At 39.6% G+C, this 15,871-nt stretch carries 10 protein-coding genes; all 10 read left to right on the top strand.

Annotated elements, in window-relative coordinates; genetic code table 11:
- Positions 1 to 156 precede the first annotated feature (156 nt).
- The 10 genes from PLZ15_01855 to PLZ15_01810 all read left to right on the top strand — a co-directional run bounded on the left by PLZ15_01855 (position 157) and on the right by PLZ15_01810 (position 15,862).
- The gene (locus PLZ15_01855; GenBank protein HOI28476.1) at positions 157 to 1,227 is read left to right on the top strand and encodes a Gfo/Idh/MocA family oxidoreductase; all 1,071 of its coding nucleotides are present in this window, start codon (positions 157 to 159) and stop codon (positions 1,225 to 1,227) included.
- An 8-nt stretch (positions 1,228 to 1,235) separates the two neighbouring features.
- Entirely contained in the window at positions 1,236 to 1,733 is a 498-nt protein-coding gene (locus tag PLZ15_01850) for a DoxX family membrane protein (GenBank protein HOI28475.1), read from the top strand.
- Positions 1,723 to 3,258 (top strand): Gfo/Idh/MocA family oxidoreductase, encoded by a 1,536-nt coding sequence (locus PLZ15_01845; GenBank protein HOI28474.1) that lies wholly within the window; start codon positions 1,723 to 1,725, stop codon positions 3,256 to 3,258. The genes PLZ15_01850 and PLZ15_01845 overlap by 11 nt, the downstream gene beginning before the upstream one ends.
- A 35-nt stretch (positions 3,259 to 3,293) precedes the next feature.
- Positions 3,294 to 4,430, top strand: a complete 1,137-nt coding sequence (locus tag PLZ15_01840; protein HOI28473.1) for a sialidase family protein — start codon at positions 3,294 to 3,296, stop codon at positions 4,428 to 4,430.
- Between the two features lie 58 nt (positions 4,431 to 4,488).
- Positions 4,489 to 6,462: a hypothetical protein gene (locus PLZ15_01835; protein HOI28472.1), complete on the top strand. Its 1,974-nt coding sequence runs from the start codon at positions 4,489 to 4,491 to the stop codon at positions 6,460 to 6,462.
- A 1-nt stretch (position 6,463) separates the two neighbouring features.
- On the top strand, positions 6,464 to 7,246 hold the full coding sequence (locus PLZ15_01830) for a cupin domain-containing protein (GenBank protein ID HOI28471.1): 783 nt from the start codon (positions 6,464 to 6,466) through the stop codon (positions 7,244 to 7,246).
- A 111-nt stretch (positions 7,247 to 7,357) separates the two neighbouring features.
- Entirely contained in the window at positions 7,358 to 10,090 is a 2,733-nt protein-coding gene (locus PLZ15_01825; protein ID HOI28470.1) for an SUMF1/EgtB/PvdO family nonheme iron enzyme, read from the top strand.
- 46 nt (positions 10,091 to 10,136) lie between these two features.
- Positions 10,137 to 11,006: a metallophosphoesterase gene (locus tag PLZ15_01820; GenBank protein HOI28469.1), complete on the top strand. Its 870-nt coding sequence runs from the start codon at positions 10,137 to 10,139 to the stop codon at positions 11,004 to 11,006.
- Positions 11,007 to 11,023: 17 nt separating this feature from the next.
- Complete coding sequence (locus tag PLZ15_01815) at positions 11,024 to 13,429, top strand: hypothetical protein (GenBank protein ID HOI28468.1); 2,406 nt, start codon at positions 11,024 to 11,026, stop codon at positions 13,427 to 13,429.
- A 9-nt stretch (positions 13,430 to 13,438) separates the two neighbouring features.
- The gene (locus PLZ15_01810) at positions 13,439 to 15,862 is read left to right on the top strand and encodes a hypothetical protein (protein HOI28467.1); all 2,424 of its coding nucleotides are present in this window, start codon (positions 13,439 to 13,441) and stop codon (positions 15,860 to 15,862) included.
- Positions 15,863 to 15,871 lie beyond the last annotated feature (9 nt).

The following is a 15,871-nucleotide window of genomic DNA, read 5'->3' as shown; positions in this document are numbered from 1 at the left end:
CCGGGAAAGTTTAAAAGAAGGATATCGATGCAATTAATAAATTCGAACTTTTTACCGGGTGCTAATCTTACGAAATGATGAATCGCAAAAAAAATATTCTTCCTAGCTGCAATAATTGTTTTCAAAAAACTTGATTGCAAAAATATTCAATCAGTTATGAATAGAAGAGAATTTGCTCAAATATCAGCGTTAGCAGCATTTGGCTTTGCTCTACCGGCTTCGCTTAATGCTTTTCATAAATCCGGGAAAAGAATAAAAGTAGGAGTTATTGGTACTTATCATTCTCATACAGAGGACAAGATAAATACACTTATTTATTTGAATGATATCTACGAACTAATTGCTGTTGCTGAAGAGGATGCTGTAAGAAGAAATAATTCGATCGGGTTTTCTAACTATGGAAAAATTAACTGGATAACTAAAAGGGAATTACTAAGCCGGCAAGATTTAAATGCAGTTCTGATCGAATCTTCGATGGATGATCTACTATCAGATGCGCTTGAAGCTGTTGAAGCCGGTAAACATATTCATATCGATAATCCGCCCGGCAGGAATCTTGAAAATCTAAAATACGTTCTGAATGAAGCCACAAAAAACGATCTGGCCTTCCAGCTCGGATATTTTACAAGATATAATAATGCTGTAATTGCATTGAAAAAATTTCTGAGTGAGGGAATTATCGGAGATGTTTTTGAAATCGATGGAGTATTCAGTAAAAAAATACCCGATTCAAGAAGAGAAAGTATTAAGAAGTATTACGGCGGATCGATGTTCTTTCTCGGCTGCTATCTTATTGAACTGGTCGTTTCAATATTCGGCTTTCCGGAATCGATAAAAACGTATTGCAGAAATTCTCTCAATCAAGCTGACGGTCTTTTAGATAATCAGCTTGCAATTCTGGAATATAAAAACTGTATAGCATCACTTCGCAGCTCGCTCCTTGAGATTGATGGCGAAACAAGAAGACATATTGATTTTGTCGGTACAAATGGAACGCTCGAAATAAATCCTTTTGAACCGGGAGAATTATATTTAACTCTCGGAAAATCATCCGGCAATTATTCTGCCGGAAGAAACCGGATTGCTCTTCCTTTACAGTCCGATCGTTATTCCGCCCAATTAAAGGATTTTGCCGCAATGATTAGAAAAGAAAAACCGGTTTATTATGGAGCTCGAAAGGAAATTGAAATTCATGAAACTCTGTTGAAAGCTTCGAATTTATTTTAAGGTAATAGATGAACTCACCAAAAATAGAATATTCAAAGAGCCAGTTGTTATCCCTGGTGGTTCTTAGAGTTCTGATAGGCTGGCATCTGCTTTATGAGGGGATTGTAAAACTATTAAATCCCGATTGGTCCGCCGAATCATTTCTACGTGATTCAAAATGGATCCTTTCAGGTTTTCTAAACTGGATTGCTGATTCCAAATTGCTTTTACAAGTTACTGATTTCCTCAATGTTTGGGGATTGATTCTAATCGGTCTCGGATTGATGACCGGTTTTTTAACCCGTACATCAACAGTCGCCGGAATTCTGTTGATCGGTTTATATTATCTGGCCGCACCGCCTCTAACCGGATTAACTTATATGCTTCCGCCTGAAGGGAGTTATATGATAGTTAATAAAAATCTGATTGAAATTGCCGCCCTGGTAATTATCCTGTTTTTCCCGACGTCGGGAATTGTTGGACTGGATCGGATAGTTCAAAAAATTAAAGGTAAGAATGATGAGTGAAGAGAAGAAACAAATTGGACTCCAGCGGCGCGATTTTATTGCGGGATTGGCAACTCTTCCGGTTGCCGGATTTTTCGGAGTTTCTTTGCTGAATCAATTAGTATTTAATAAGAAGCAAAGTGAGTTTCTGGAATCCGATTTCAATTTATCCGATATGGTTTCTGAAAGTGAGGATTATTTGCATGATTCGGAAGGTGATGTGATAAGAGTAGGAATAATCGGAACCGGCAGCAGAGGGATCAATATTCTTGAATCTCTCGGATTCACCGCAACAGGAAAAAAAAATAGTTCCTATGGCGATCTTAAAATTCATCTTGCTGGTGTCTGCGATGTTTACGACTTAGCAGCAGAGAACGCGGTTATTTTATCCCGCAGTAATTCATTTGCAAAGAGTTCCGATCTTCTTCCTCCGGCAAAAAGATATAGAAATTATCAGGAGATGCTTAACGATAAAGATATTGATGCGGTGATTATCGCTACGCCAGACCATTGGCATGCGAAAATGATAATCGATGCAGCCTCTGCCGGAAAGCACATCTATGCCGAAAAATGCCTGACCAGAAATATAGAAGAAGTATATGAGATTAAAGAATCTTTGCGAAACCGTAAAATAGTGTTTCAGTACGGACACCAGAACAGGCAGCAGTTGTCCTACAAAGTGGCAAGACAAATTATAATGCAGAATGTTCTCGGCAAGGTCACACTTCTTAAAACACATACATACCGTAATACACCGCAGGGTGCTTTCATAAGGCATCTTGGAGAGAAAATAGAACCGGAGAAGATTGACTGGCAGCAATGGCTTGGCGAAACTCCTTATTACCCGTTTACAGCAAGCAGGTATTTCGGCTGGCAGAAGTTCTTTGAATATAGCGGCGGTTTACCCGCTCACATGTTCTCTCATGAATACGATGCGATCAATCAGGTGTTCAAACTCGGCATCCCAAAGTCGGTTGTGGCTATGGGCGGAATTTATTTCTGGAAGGACGACCGCAATACTCCCGATGTTTTTCAGGCATCCTTTGAATATCCGGATCGGGAATTAATTCTTACCTATGATGCAAACCTTGCAAACACTAGCACCGGCGAATATGAACGAGGAGCTAAAGTAAAAGAGATTGTAGGTAACGACGCCTGGATGAAACTTGGTCTTAATATTTCAATTTATCCCGATAAAAATTCCGAAAAGTATAAAGAAAAAATAGAGCGGGGATTGATTGAACCCGGTTCGCCTTTTCTTTCTTTCATTCCCGGAGAAGATAAAAGCGGAGTGCAGACAATTACCTCGGCTTCCAAAAAGTTATACGCAAGCAGCGGATTGGTTTCTACCTACCGGAATGGTAAAGAGGTTGATGTAACTTATCTGCACTTTCGCGAATGGTTTGAAGGAATTAGAAAAGGAATTGTTGTAAGCGGGACATTTCAAACTGCATTCGAAGACGCGATAACTTGTCATATGGCAACAAAATCATATATCGAAAAAAGAAGAGTTGAATGGGACCCGGTAAATCAAAAGGTTATTTAATTACTAATTAAACTCTGATAAATGCGGAGAAAATTATGAAAATATTTTTAAGAACTCTGATAATATCACTTTTGGTTGTAGTTTCTAATTTCGGTCAGCAGCCTGAGGGGATAAATCATACTGTCGTTGCTATTGAAAAAGGAAAATTTCACGGATGGCCTGCTAATAACGGAATCTGGATCTGGGGGAATGAAATACTTGTCGGTCTCACCCAGACAGATTATGAGGAAACTGAAAGTCACAACATTAAAAATGATTCACCTCTGCTTAGTAAACTGGCTAGAAGCAAGGATGGCGGTAAAACCTGGACGGTTTTTGATCCGGTTAACTATGTTGGAGATAATGGTAAGAAAACAAAATTAACAGAACCAATTAATTTTTTGAAAGAGGGTTTTGCTCTTCGTGTATCAAGCGATACCTATCATGGTAATAAAGACCCTGAAGGTCAGTTCTTCTATTCTTATGACAAAGGTAATACATGGAATGGTCCGTTTTATCTGGGAGAAGTTTCAAAACTTTCGCGATTCAACGGATACATCTTAACACCGCGCACAGATTATTTAGTCCTTGACGAGAAAGAATGTTTGATCTTTATTTCATCCCGGATTCCGGATACCGGAATGTCTGATAAAATTTCTGTTATTCGTACTGCTGACGGCGGACTGACTTTTCAGTCGATTGCAGACTACGTTGTACCAGCATCCGATCCTCATCGTGCAGCCATGCCGAATACCGTTCGCATCTCGGATAACGAACTTTTAATGTCTGTAAGAAGAAGAGTAATTGCCGATAACACAAAAAACTGGCTCGATCTTTATTACTCAAATGACCTGGGAAAAACCTGGGAATTCAGAAGTAAAATAGGTGATACCGGTGCTTACAACGGTAATCCACCCTCAATTGTAAAATTGAATGATGGCCGTTTATGCGCGGTCTATGGCGATAGAAACTCTAATAGAATTGTCGGCAGGTATAGCTCTGATAACGGTAAATCCTGGACTAACGAATTCATAATACGAGACGACTTCTATACCCGTGAAAGACAGGATATGAAGGATCTCGGTTATTGCCGTGTCGTACAAAACAGCAATGGTGAAATTGTTGCCGTCTATTATTGGGCCACGAAGGAAAACCCGGAACAGCATATTGCCGCTTCTATCTGGAAGCCGTGATGTAACTATTTTACTGATAAAGAATATTGAATTAAATAATTGAAATACAGGTGATACAATGAAATTAATACCCGCATTTTTTTTAACACTAATAACCATTTTCTCATTAACGAATTTGATCTTTGCCCAGCAGGTAATGCCCCCCTCGCTGGAACAGTCATTAACAGAACCAATTAAATATACTGGTCAACTTAATCCGGATAAGAGGTTTTACGATGGCAGACTTCCACATGCAGTTGGTGTTCACCATTATCAGGTATTTCGTGCCAACAGAAGCAATCCTTCAGAACCCGGAATCACGGGATGGACATACAATCATCAGCCTTACCTTTCATACTGGAACGGTACATTCTATTTACAATATCTATCCGGACTAATCGGAGAGCATACACCTCCGACCCGTATTCTTATTACCCAATCTAAAGACGGAATCAGCTGGAGCGATCCGGTTGTCGCTTTCCCGGAATACATTCTGCCGGAGATAAATGATGACGGGGAAATAATTCCAGCCGGCACTTTCGCGGTTCATCACCAGAGAATGGGATGGTATGTTGCTCCGAACGGAAAACTCCTTACACTTGGATTTGTTGGATACTGTGCGACACCGCGGCGTTCTCCAAATGCCGGCAATGGTATCGGAAGAATTGTGAGAGAAGTTAAATCAGACGGAACTTTCGGACCTGTTTATTTTATCCGGTACAACCGACATGTAGGATGGAACGAAAAAAATACAAACTACCCGTTCTATAAAGAGAGCAAGGATAAAGAGTTTCTTGACGCATGCGAGAGTCTTTTATCCGATAAATTGATTACTCTTCAATGGTGGGAGGAAGACCGCGGTAAGGACGGATTTTTTGCAATGGATCCTTCTCAGGTTCCAGACGGAGATACTTTCTCGAAAAAATCTACGACAGCAGCCGGAGCCGGTAAAGCTTTCAATTTTTATACACGTCCCGACGGTGTAATCGTCGGTCTCTGGAAAAATCAATATGCATCTTTAAGTCCAGACAAAGGAAAAACCTGGACACCGATAGTAAAGAATGAATCGATTCTTACTACGGGGGCAAAAACCTGGGGACAGCGTACTGATGATGGTAGATATGTAATTGTTCATAATCAGTCGCCCACTAAAAGAAACCGTTTTCCCATGACCGCTCTTGTTGGAGACGACGGGCATACATTCGATAGAATATTCGGATTACGCGGAGAAGTTCCGACTAGAAGATATCAGGGGATTCATAAAAATCCCGGTGTTCAGTACTTCAGGGGAATAATTGAAGGAAACGGTAATCCTCCCGGTAATGATCTATGGATGACTTATAGTGTAAATAAAGAAGATATCTGGATTACAAAAACACCAACGCCAATTGTTGGTTCTGTTGATAATGAAGTAAATGAGAATTTTGAGAATGTTAATTCAATAAGCGACTTGAAATTATGGAGCGTTTATATGCCGAAATGGGGACCAATATCAATTATAAAGGATCCGGACTTACAAAACAGTTATTTGGAATTGCGTGATGAAGAACCATACGATTATTCTTTCGTTGAAAGAATATTTCCGTCTTCATCAAAAAAAGTGATTGAATTTAAATTCCAGGGGGAAAAAATACCCCAGGGATTTGCACCAGAAGTCGAGATTCAAGATCAGAAAGGAAACCGGCCTGTTAAATTACGGATCGATAAGGACTGGCTCTCTTTCGATATCGAAAAAGTTTCTGTTGATCCTGTAAAGATCGATCCGAAATCCTGGAATCATGTTCTCCTTGAAATTGATTGTGTGAAGGGATCGTACGTTGTAACCGTAAACGGAATAAAATATCCGGACGAAATTAAATTCGGTGAAAGCACAGGTCTTGTTGAAAGGATTATTTTCAGAACCGGCCCTTACAGAAATTTTATACCGGCTCAGGTTGTCGAACGGGGTATCGGCTCTCAATCCGGTTTCGACCTGGATGATCAGCCGGGTGCTGATTATAAATCCCCTCTCATAATTCTTAATCTCGATGATATTATAACAAGGAGCTATTAAAATGATTATACGCTATTTCACTGAAGGGGAAAAACTTGATGTAGCCGGATTAAACGAAATAACAGTACTGATCGATCGGAGTGAAACTGAATTGACTGAAGTTGGATGGAATTGCTGGACTCCGAATCAGGACGGTCCGCCTCATAAACACAATGATAAAACTCAATTATTCTATGTTACCAATGGAGTCGGAAAAATTCATTTAGGGAATGATGTATATGATGCTTCACCGGGAGATCTGGCATATGTTCCAGCCGGATTAGTTCACCAGACAATTACAACCACAAGCGAAAAACTCTGCTATATGCTCTTTAATGTATTTATAAGTCAGGATAAGGAAGGTCATGCAAGTTTTGCTGACCATATTGAAAAAGTCAAACAGATCAGAAAACTCCAGGCAGAATCAGGTAAATCGGAAGTTTCAGAAGGTGATTCAATGATTGAAGTTTTACCCGGGAAATTTTTCAACAATATTTTGAGTATAAGTAAACCTGAATTGATTAATAAACACTCAGTCACATTGATACCCCGTACAAATAACATTAATCTCGAATTAAATCTTGTACGCAGATATGTCGGCGAGAACAACGAAATTGAAATGCACGATGAAAAGGAGCAGACATTTTTTATCCTTGAAGGTAGTGGAACTGTAACAGTCGGAAATGAAACAGCCCATGTAAAAGCCGGAAGCGTTATTGCAATACCAAGAAATGTTTATCATAAAGCGGAAGCCGGTAACGAGGATCTCTATTATCTCTGCCTAAATAGTTTTTCAATTACTTAACTGGTTTTATTTATAATGAATAAAATATTTTCGTTGCTAATTATTCTTACTCTATCAATCGGGATGAATCTTAATTCCGAAAATTCTTTTGTCAATTCAATCGGAATCAAAATGATCAAGATTGACAAAGGAAATTTTTTAATGGGCGATTTATCCGGTAAAGGACAGTTTGATGAATATCCAACAAGGAATGTTAAGATCAGCAGTGATTTTTATATCTCCGAAACAGAAATCACTATCGAGCAATATCGTCAGTTTAAAAGAGAATATAATGGATTTGAAAGTTACTCACCTTATGCTACTGGTATAAGCTGGTATGATGCAGAGGAATTTTGTAAATGGTTGAGTGCTAAGGAAGGGAAACATTATCGACTTCCAACCGAAGCGGAATGGGAATATGTATGCAGAGCCGGAACTACTTCAGATTTTTCATCAGGTGAAAAAAGACCCGATCATGAAACGCCAAATCAGTTCGGTATTAAGAATATGCACTCCGGTCCAATCGAATGGTGTTACGACTGGTATGGTGATTATCCGTTTATAGACCAGACAGATCCAATCGGTTTATCGTGGGGATTTTCAAAGGTTGTCCGCGGCGGTTTGCCCGATAATAAATTAAAAGTATATGACTATCCAAACGAATATTATTCACGTTCCGCAAATCGCTCATCAATAGCGCCTTCATTTAATTCATTCGTTAATAAGAGCGGTGAAAGCAGATCCGAAAAAACTATCGAAGGATATGATCAATTCATGCCCGGTTTGGTTGGTATTATTTATGATGACAAAGAAATGCAAAAACCCGTTGCCATATCCCGGATAAATGAATTGAATTCGGATCGGACTGACTGGCAGAACCTGGATGATTTTACCGCAATGTGGATCGGTCAGATCGCTTCTCCTGTTACCGCGAATGTTACAATTTCGGTTGAAGTTGATGCCGGCATCAGATTAAGAATTGATGGAATGACTATAATTGATGGATGGGGACTAGATAAAGACCGAAGCGGAGAATTTTTCTTCCGGGCCGGAAAGCGGTATCAGATTGAAGTCGACTATATCAAAATGAAAGGTCGGCATTCCTTTATGCGCTTCTATTGGAGTATTGATGACAAGTCAATGGAATCCATTCCTTCGGATGCCTTTACCTGCACGACGAATGATAATATTGAGATTGAATCCAGATTTTCAAGTATGCTTACCGCAAGATTAAACTCTGCAAGCATTGGATTCAGAGTAGTTCAAGCACCCATGCCCGATTCTAAACCGATTCAGTTTGATCCTCCGTTTAATATGCAGGGAGTAAAACAGAATTTCGATAGATCTAATTTCAGAAAAATAAATAAACCTTACTTCAGAAAAAGATTTCTTCTCCCCATTCCACCAGAAAATGTGGATAAAGAAATTCGGAATGCTGCCGGTATCGACCTTTACTTCTCGCGCCATAACCATGACCCCGGGATGATGGCTCTTCCCAACGGCGATCTTCTCTATATCTTCTACACATCAACTTACGAGGACGAACCTGAAGTAGCCCTTGCGGCAATGAGACTGAGATACGGAGCAGATGAGTGGGACTGGCCTTCACGCTTTCTCGATTTTGCCGATGTAAACGATGTTGCACCTCTCTGCTGGAATGATAACGGTAATCTCTGGCTCTTCTTCGGGAATATCCATCTCGACGGGCGGTATCCGTTTCAATGGATCAATTCGACCGATAACGGTGCTACATGGAGCAGTGTGAAGTATCCTGAAATGATAAATGAATTCGGACCTCATACACCCCAGCCGATTAACTCGGCTTTCAGAGACAAGAACAATAATATCTTTTTCGGAATGGATGGATTAGGTCCTTCATCGCTTCTCGTTACATCTGCAGATAATGGAAAAACCTGGTTCGATACTGGCGGAAGAACAGGTGGAAGACATACATCTTTTATACGTTTGAAGAGCGGGGATATTGCCGGCTACGGCGGCAAACAATCTGATATTGATGGATTTATGCCTCTCTCAGTTTCTAACGACATGGGAGTAACCTGGAAAATTTCCTCGACACAGTTTTCGACGCTTGGTACCAATCAGCGTCCGACAATCATGCGGCTTTCAAGCGGCAGATTGTTCTTAGCAAGCGATTTTCAGAGATCCGATGGATTTCAACCGCCTGATATTAAAGAGCGAGGTGCATTTGTTGCTTTATCGGATGATGAAGGAAAATCATGGCATATTAAAAAAATTCCGGGCGGTCAGGAACACGAATCAGAAATTAGAAGGATGGAAATGAAGGGCGAAACCCTCGGTTATTCTGTTGCTTCGCAAACTCCCGATGGTATGATCCATCTTATGGCTTCTATGACCCATCCCTGCCTCCACTTCGAATTTAATGAAGAGTGGATTCTTGATTCATCGTATTCTATTATAAACGAAAATGATCTTCTACAACCGAAAACAAAAAAGTTTAATGATGTAAAAAATTATAAAGAGTACTATGACAACGGTAAAATAAAAATCGAATACTCGGGCGGATTTGGTGATGATGGAAGATTTCTTCTGCATGGTAAAGAAACATGGTATTATATGAATGGAAGTAAACAGTACGAAGTTAATTATAATATGGGCAGAAAGAATGGAATGGAATCATATTGGAATTTGAACGGATTGAAACTTTGGGAGTGGAATCATCAAGAGAATAGTTTTTCTATATGGACACAGTGGTGGCCCAATGGAGTCAAAAGATCAGAATCAAATTGGAAAAATTTAAGGTGTGAAGGAAAAGCGAGAGTATGGGACTCAAAGGGAAAATTAATTAGCGATTCAGTTTTTACTGATGGTGAATTTACAAAGTAATTTATAAGAAGGTATTCAGAATTAAATAATTAGAGTGAGACTTATTATGAATAAATATTTTAAAAGAACTTTTTCCGCATTGGTTCTCATTATTTTATTGATCCTCCCCGGGACAACAGTTGCACAGTATGTTCCGCTGAAATTTATTGTTATTTCAGATATTCATATCAGCAATGATGAATCAAAGGACGAGCGCCTTAAAACTTTTATAAATGATATCAACTATGAAAAATTTTCTGATATAGATTTTCTTGCAATTACCGGCGATAATGTTTCCAGTTATTATTCCGATAGAAATGGAGGCGATGGATTTGATAACAATCGCGCCTTGAAACTAACGAGTATCTTAAAAGAACTGAAGAAACCGTACCTGATGGCTCTCGGCAATCATGATTATAAAATTGACCGTAACAAAGATTCCGATGCGCCGTTTACTGTTGATGAAATTAATGAAATTGAAAAACTCTGGAAGGAACAATCCGGATTAGAACCCTATTATTCAATTGAATTAAATGGTTACAAAATGATAGTTCTTAATAGTATGCGGGGGATGTATCTTGATAAAAGGTTCGATCCGGATCAGCTCAACTGGCTTGCCGGTCAGATGAAAGACAATATGCCACTGTTTTTATTCTTCCATCATCCGCTCCAGTCGGATAATTTCAAAATCTGGGCGAAACCGAAAGACCTCGCAACACCGGAGAATGAGGAGAAATTCTTTGCAATCCTGGCTAAGTATAAATCTAATATAAAAGGAATCTTTGTCGGTCACGGTCACATGTGGATAAGTGATACTTTGTTTAATGAGATTCCAGTTTATGAAACAGCCTCGTTCGGAGAGGGAAACGGATTAAATTATTATCTGGTATCAATTGATGAAACAGGAAAACTAACAGTAGAAAAAAATTCTAAATAATAAAGGAATATTTGATAATGAAAAAGATCTTAACCCGGATTATTATTATTCTCTTGATCACATGTGTTAATCAGATTGCGCAGACTACAGCCCTTTGGACTTTTGACGAGCAGCAGGGAATTTATCCAAGTTCGGTTATTAATGATATTTCCGATAATGATTTTCCGTTTGTAATCGGTTTTTGCGGAAAGATTGTAAAAGGGAAATTTGGTAATGCTTTAACTTATTCTCTTAAGCCGGATATTCCAATTCCGCCAGGGCGCGATCCCAAATACGGGCTGGTCAAAATGCAGAAACAAAGTGGAAGAAAAATTGAACCTCTTTCATGGTATAATGCAAATTTCTGTGCATTTATGACGAGCGGTGAAAACCATCTTCGAAAAGAAGTCGGTTTCACTAATCCTACTAAAACTAAACTTAATCTCGGAGAGTTTGAATGGACTGTTGAGTTCTGGTTTGAACCTTTTAACAATCCCGGTGGAGACGGTGTAATATTTGAGATCGGTTCCGGTCCAAGAGGCGAGAATAACAAAGTGACACAACTTCTTGTCTCAAAAGACTTGAAATCATTTGCACTTGTCAATCAGCCGTCCGGTACAAAGCTGACTATACAATCTCATATCGAAAGCGGGTGGCATCATTATGCTTTTGTCTATTCATCATCGGAAAAACAGTTGAAGCATTTTGTAGACGGAAAACTTCAGCCACTTCAGAATTCCGCAGCAATAAAATCTTTGCCGGTAGGCGAAGAAGATTATATGTGTTTAGGTACAGATGGATTGTGGCGGCAGCAAATGCCGGGTAATCTTGATGAACTCCGGTTTTCGGAAGGACAAATTTATAAAACAGATTTTAACGTTCCCGTAAGTTTTTCTCCACTCTATCAGAATATTCAAAGAACCGAACTTAAAAAAGGTCCGCCGCTTTTATTCGAAAATGAAAAACTTCCGCTGCAGCTCCTCGATAAGAAATATCTTTTCATTGATGATGCTATTGTGAAAGAGATGGAAAATGTATCGTTTAATGTTAATTCTCCGCGCTATGTTGACAGAGTTATTCCTGAAATTAAAGGTGCTTTCAGAAAACATATTAACGTAGTAGAAGATGAGAACGGATTGATCAGAATGTACATGGGTATTGAAGACGACTATCTTGGTGTCCTTGTTTCAAAAGACGGGAAAAATTTTGAAGCTCCGGATTTGGGCCGATTATATAAGGGGAAGAAAAATGTCGCTATTGATGAACCCTGTGCTATGGGAATGACATTTATTGATCCCAATGCGCCGCCTGAAGAGAGATGGAAATATATCAGTGATTATCACCGCAGAGGTATTAACATCTGGACTTCACCGGACGGATTTAATTTTACAAGAGTAAGAACACCTGTGCTTCCATTCCGTTCAGGTTCACAATCAAATATTTTTTATGATGATCAGAAACAGGTTTATGTTTCATTTCACCGGACTGATATGGGTGCTACACAGAGCGGAGATACTGAAAGAGATTTTGTTATGACACTTACAGATGATATAAAACACCCATGGCCGTTTAAGCCACTTTCACTGGAAGAGGAACTTGCACTTGCCAAAACCCGCAGAACTCACAAGTTATTTCCATGGTATCTTGATAATGGTCCTTTAACACCTGGCGGGTTCGGCCTGGAATATCCATGGATCTTTACTCCCCGCAAAGGAATTGATCCTGAAGAGACTGACATATATGTGCCTAAAGCTCATAAATACGAATGGGCCCCTGATACTTATCTGGCTTTTCCAGTAATCTATTTTCATTATGAAGATCCAACTAATCCTGCTCGTTTTACACTATTCGACGCAAAACGTAATTTCGGATCAGGACCAACCGACATCCAGCTGGAAGTCTCGAGAAACGGTGTCGACTGGAAGCGGTATCCAAACCCCACCTACATTCCAATCGGTAAATATGACGGCGATGATATTAAGCAGGTTTTTATCGGGCACGGTATGATCAGACGCGGTGAAGAAATTTGGCAGTATTTCTTTGGAGATACTAGATATCATTCGCCTTACTCTAAAGATAATGATCTTCGCGCGGTTTACAGAGTTGTTCAACGATTGGATGGGTTTGTCTCCGCGGATACTCCATATGAAAAAGAAGGAACAATAATTACTAAATCGTTTGTGTTTAAAGGTAACAGACTTGTTTTGAACATTAATACTTCAGCGGCCGGATTTACACAGGTTGGAATTCTTGATGAATCGGGTAAACCTGTAGACGGATATAGCCTTGATGATTGTGTCTATATAAATACTAATTCTGTTGAGCATGAAGTTGAATGGCTGAACAAAGGAAAAGATCTTTCTTCACTAGAAGGAAAAACTGTTCATCTTCAATTTAGAATGCGAGGATCAAAATTATTTTCGATGCAGTTTATTAATAAGTAGGGAGTTACAATGAAAAGAATTTTCCTGGCAGTATTCGTTTTCTCCTTTTTAATAGCGGCAGTCGCTTCAGCACAAACTAAAGTTATCTCATTATGGTGTTTTGACGAGCAGATCGGGCTTTATCCAAGCAGCGTTCTTGAAAATCTTTCCGATAATGATTACCCGCTGGTTCTTGGACTAGGCGGTCGGTTAGTTCCTGGAAAATTTGGTAATGCGCTTCAGCCTTTTGAACATCCGGAAATTAAGCTTCCACATGGAGAAGCTGAATTCGGTCTCGAAAAAATTCCCAAACTGAAAGGAAGAAAAGTTGAACCGCTTTCCTGGTATAATGCGGACTTCTGCGCATTAATGACAAGCGGAGAAAAACACTTAAGAAAAGAGATCGGTTTTGTACAGCCGACAAAAACTAAATTGAATTTAGGAAATTACGATTGGACTGTTGAATTCTGGTTTAAACCTGAAAAGAAAACAGGAAAGGACGGAGTAGTATTTGAAATAGGTACGGGTCCCAGAGGCGATAACGACAAAGTTACAAGCTTGATGCTGGATTCGAATTTCAAATCATTTATCCTGAAAAATCAACCGGCAAATAGCGCAATCAATATTAATACAATCGATTTCAACGGATTATCTGACTGGTCACACGTTGCATTCGTATATTCATCTTCATCAAAAACGTTACGTCACTTCGTCAATGGAAAGTTAATCTCTTCAAACAAAAATATTGGTTTCAAATCGCTTCCTGCCGGAGATGAAGACTACATGAGCATCGGCAGGGACAGTAATTGGAATCATCCGCTTCAGGGAATCCTCGACGAATTAAGATTTTCCGAGGGAACAGTTTATAATTCTGAATTTACTCCTCCGGGGAGTTTTGCTATAAATAATGACCTCAAAGATGCGGGCCTTTTAAAAGGTCCTCCATTGCTTTTTAATGATCTAGCGAAAAATAATTTACCGCTAAAACTCGGGAATCGTAAGCATCTGTTTATTGACGATTCTTTCATTTCGGAGATGAAGGATGTTGAATTCAATGTTAATCCTCCAAAGAAAGCAGAACTGGTAATCGGCAACATAGAGGGACAATTCCGTAAGCATCTAACCGTTGTAGAGGATGAAAACGGATTGATCAGAATATATAACGGTATTCACGATGACTATATGGGCGTCCGTGTCTCAAAAGACGGAATTAACTTTGAATCCCCTGATCTTGGAAAAGAGTACCGCGGACAGAGGAACATTGTAATTCACGGACCGGTTGGCGGAATGGGAAATCCGTTTATCGATCCGAATGGAAGTGGCGATACAAAATGGAAATTTATCTCAGGGTATCACAGCCGCGGAGTCTATCTCTTTACTTCACCCGACGGTTTTAATTGGAAAAGAGAAAAGATGGCTCTAATACCGTTCCGTTCCGGTACACAATCCTGCACATTTTATGATGACCAGCGTCAGGTTTACGTTACTACTCATCGCACAGGTATAATGCATACGCCTGCTTTCGCAACTCAGAGAAGTACTGTGGTTACAGAAACAAATGATTTATTCAAACCGGTTCCGTTTACTCCTATTTCTCAAAAAGAATATCATGAGCTTGACCGGAAATTGCCTCTGCGGGAACCTTTACCATGGTGGCTCGATAACGGGCCTCTTACTCCGGGCGATTTCGGTCTCGAGTATCCCAATGCATTTAATCCGGATGAAGCAGACCCTGTCGGAACAGATATTTATATAACCAAAGCTATAAAGTACCAGTATGCGCCGGATACTTACTTATCATTCCCGATTATTTTCTTTCATTACGAGAATGACGGCCCGCCAACCCGGACAGAATTGATGAACCCGGAAAGAAAACTTGGCGAAGGTCCGATCGAAACTCAAATAGCCGTAAGCCGCGATGGAATAAACTGGAAACGGTATTACCGCCCGGCCTATGTTGGAATTGGTTCGCACGAAGGTATTGATATGAAGACTGCCTACATAGCTCAGGGGATGGTTCGGCGCGGAAATGAACTCTGGCAGTACTATTTCGGTGAACCTTTCTATCACTCAGCTTATGATAAAAGTGATAAAAGAATTTCTGTCTTCCGTCTCGTTCAACGACTGGATGGATTTATTTCAATCGACAGTCCATATGAAAAAGAAGCAGTTGTTAAAACCAAGCCGTTTACTTTTGAAGGAAACAGATTGACACTTAACATTGATACAGACGCAGCCGGATATGTCCAGGTAGGATTCACTGATGAATATGGGAAACCGATTGAAGGATATTCGGTTGATGATTGTATTTATATTAACGGGGATTTCATTGAAAAAGAAATTGAGTGGCTTGGGAAAGGAAAGGATCTTTCATCTCTGGAAGGTAAAACAGTACAACTCTTATTCAGGATGAGAGGCAGTAAACTCTATTCAATGCAGTTTTTAAAAAAGTGAAAGTAGTTC

It is taken from the genome of Melioribacteraceae bacterium (genome assembly GCA_035362835.1).
Lineage (GTDB): Bacteria > Bacteroidota > Ignavibacteria > Ignavibacteriales > Melioribacteraceae > DSXH01.
This window is presented reverse-complemented; position numbering and strand designations above follow the sequence as displayed.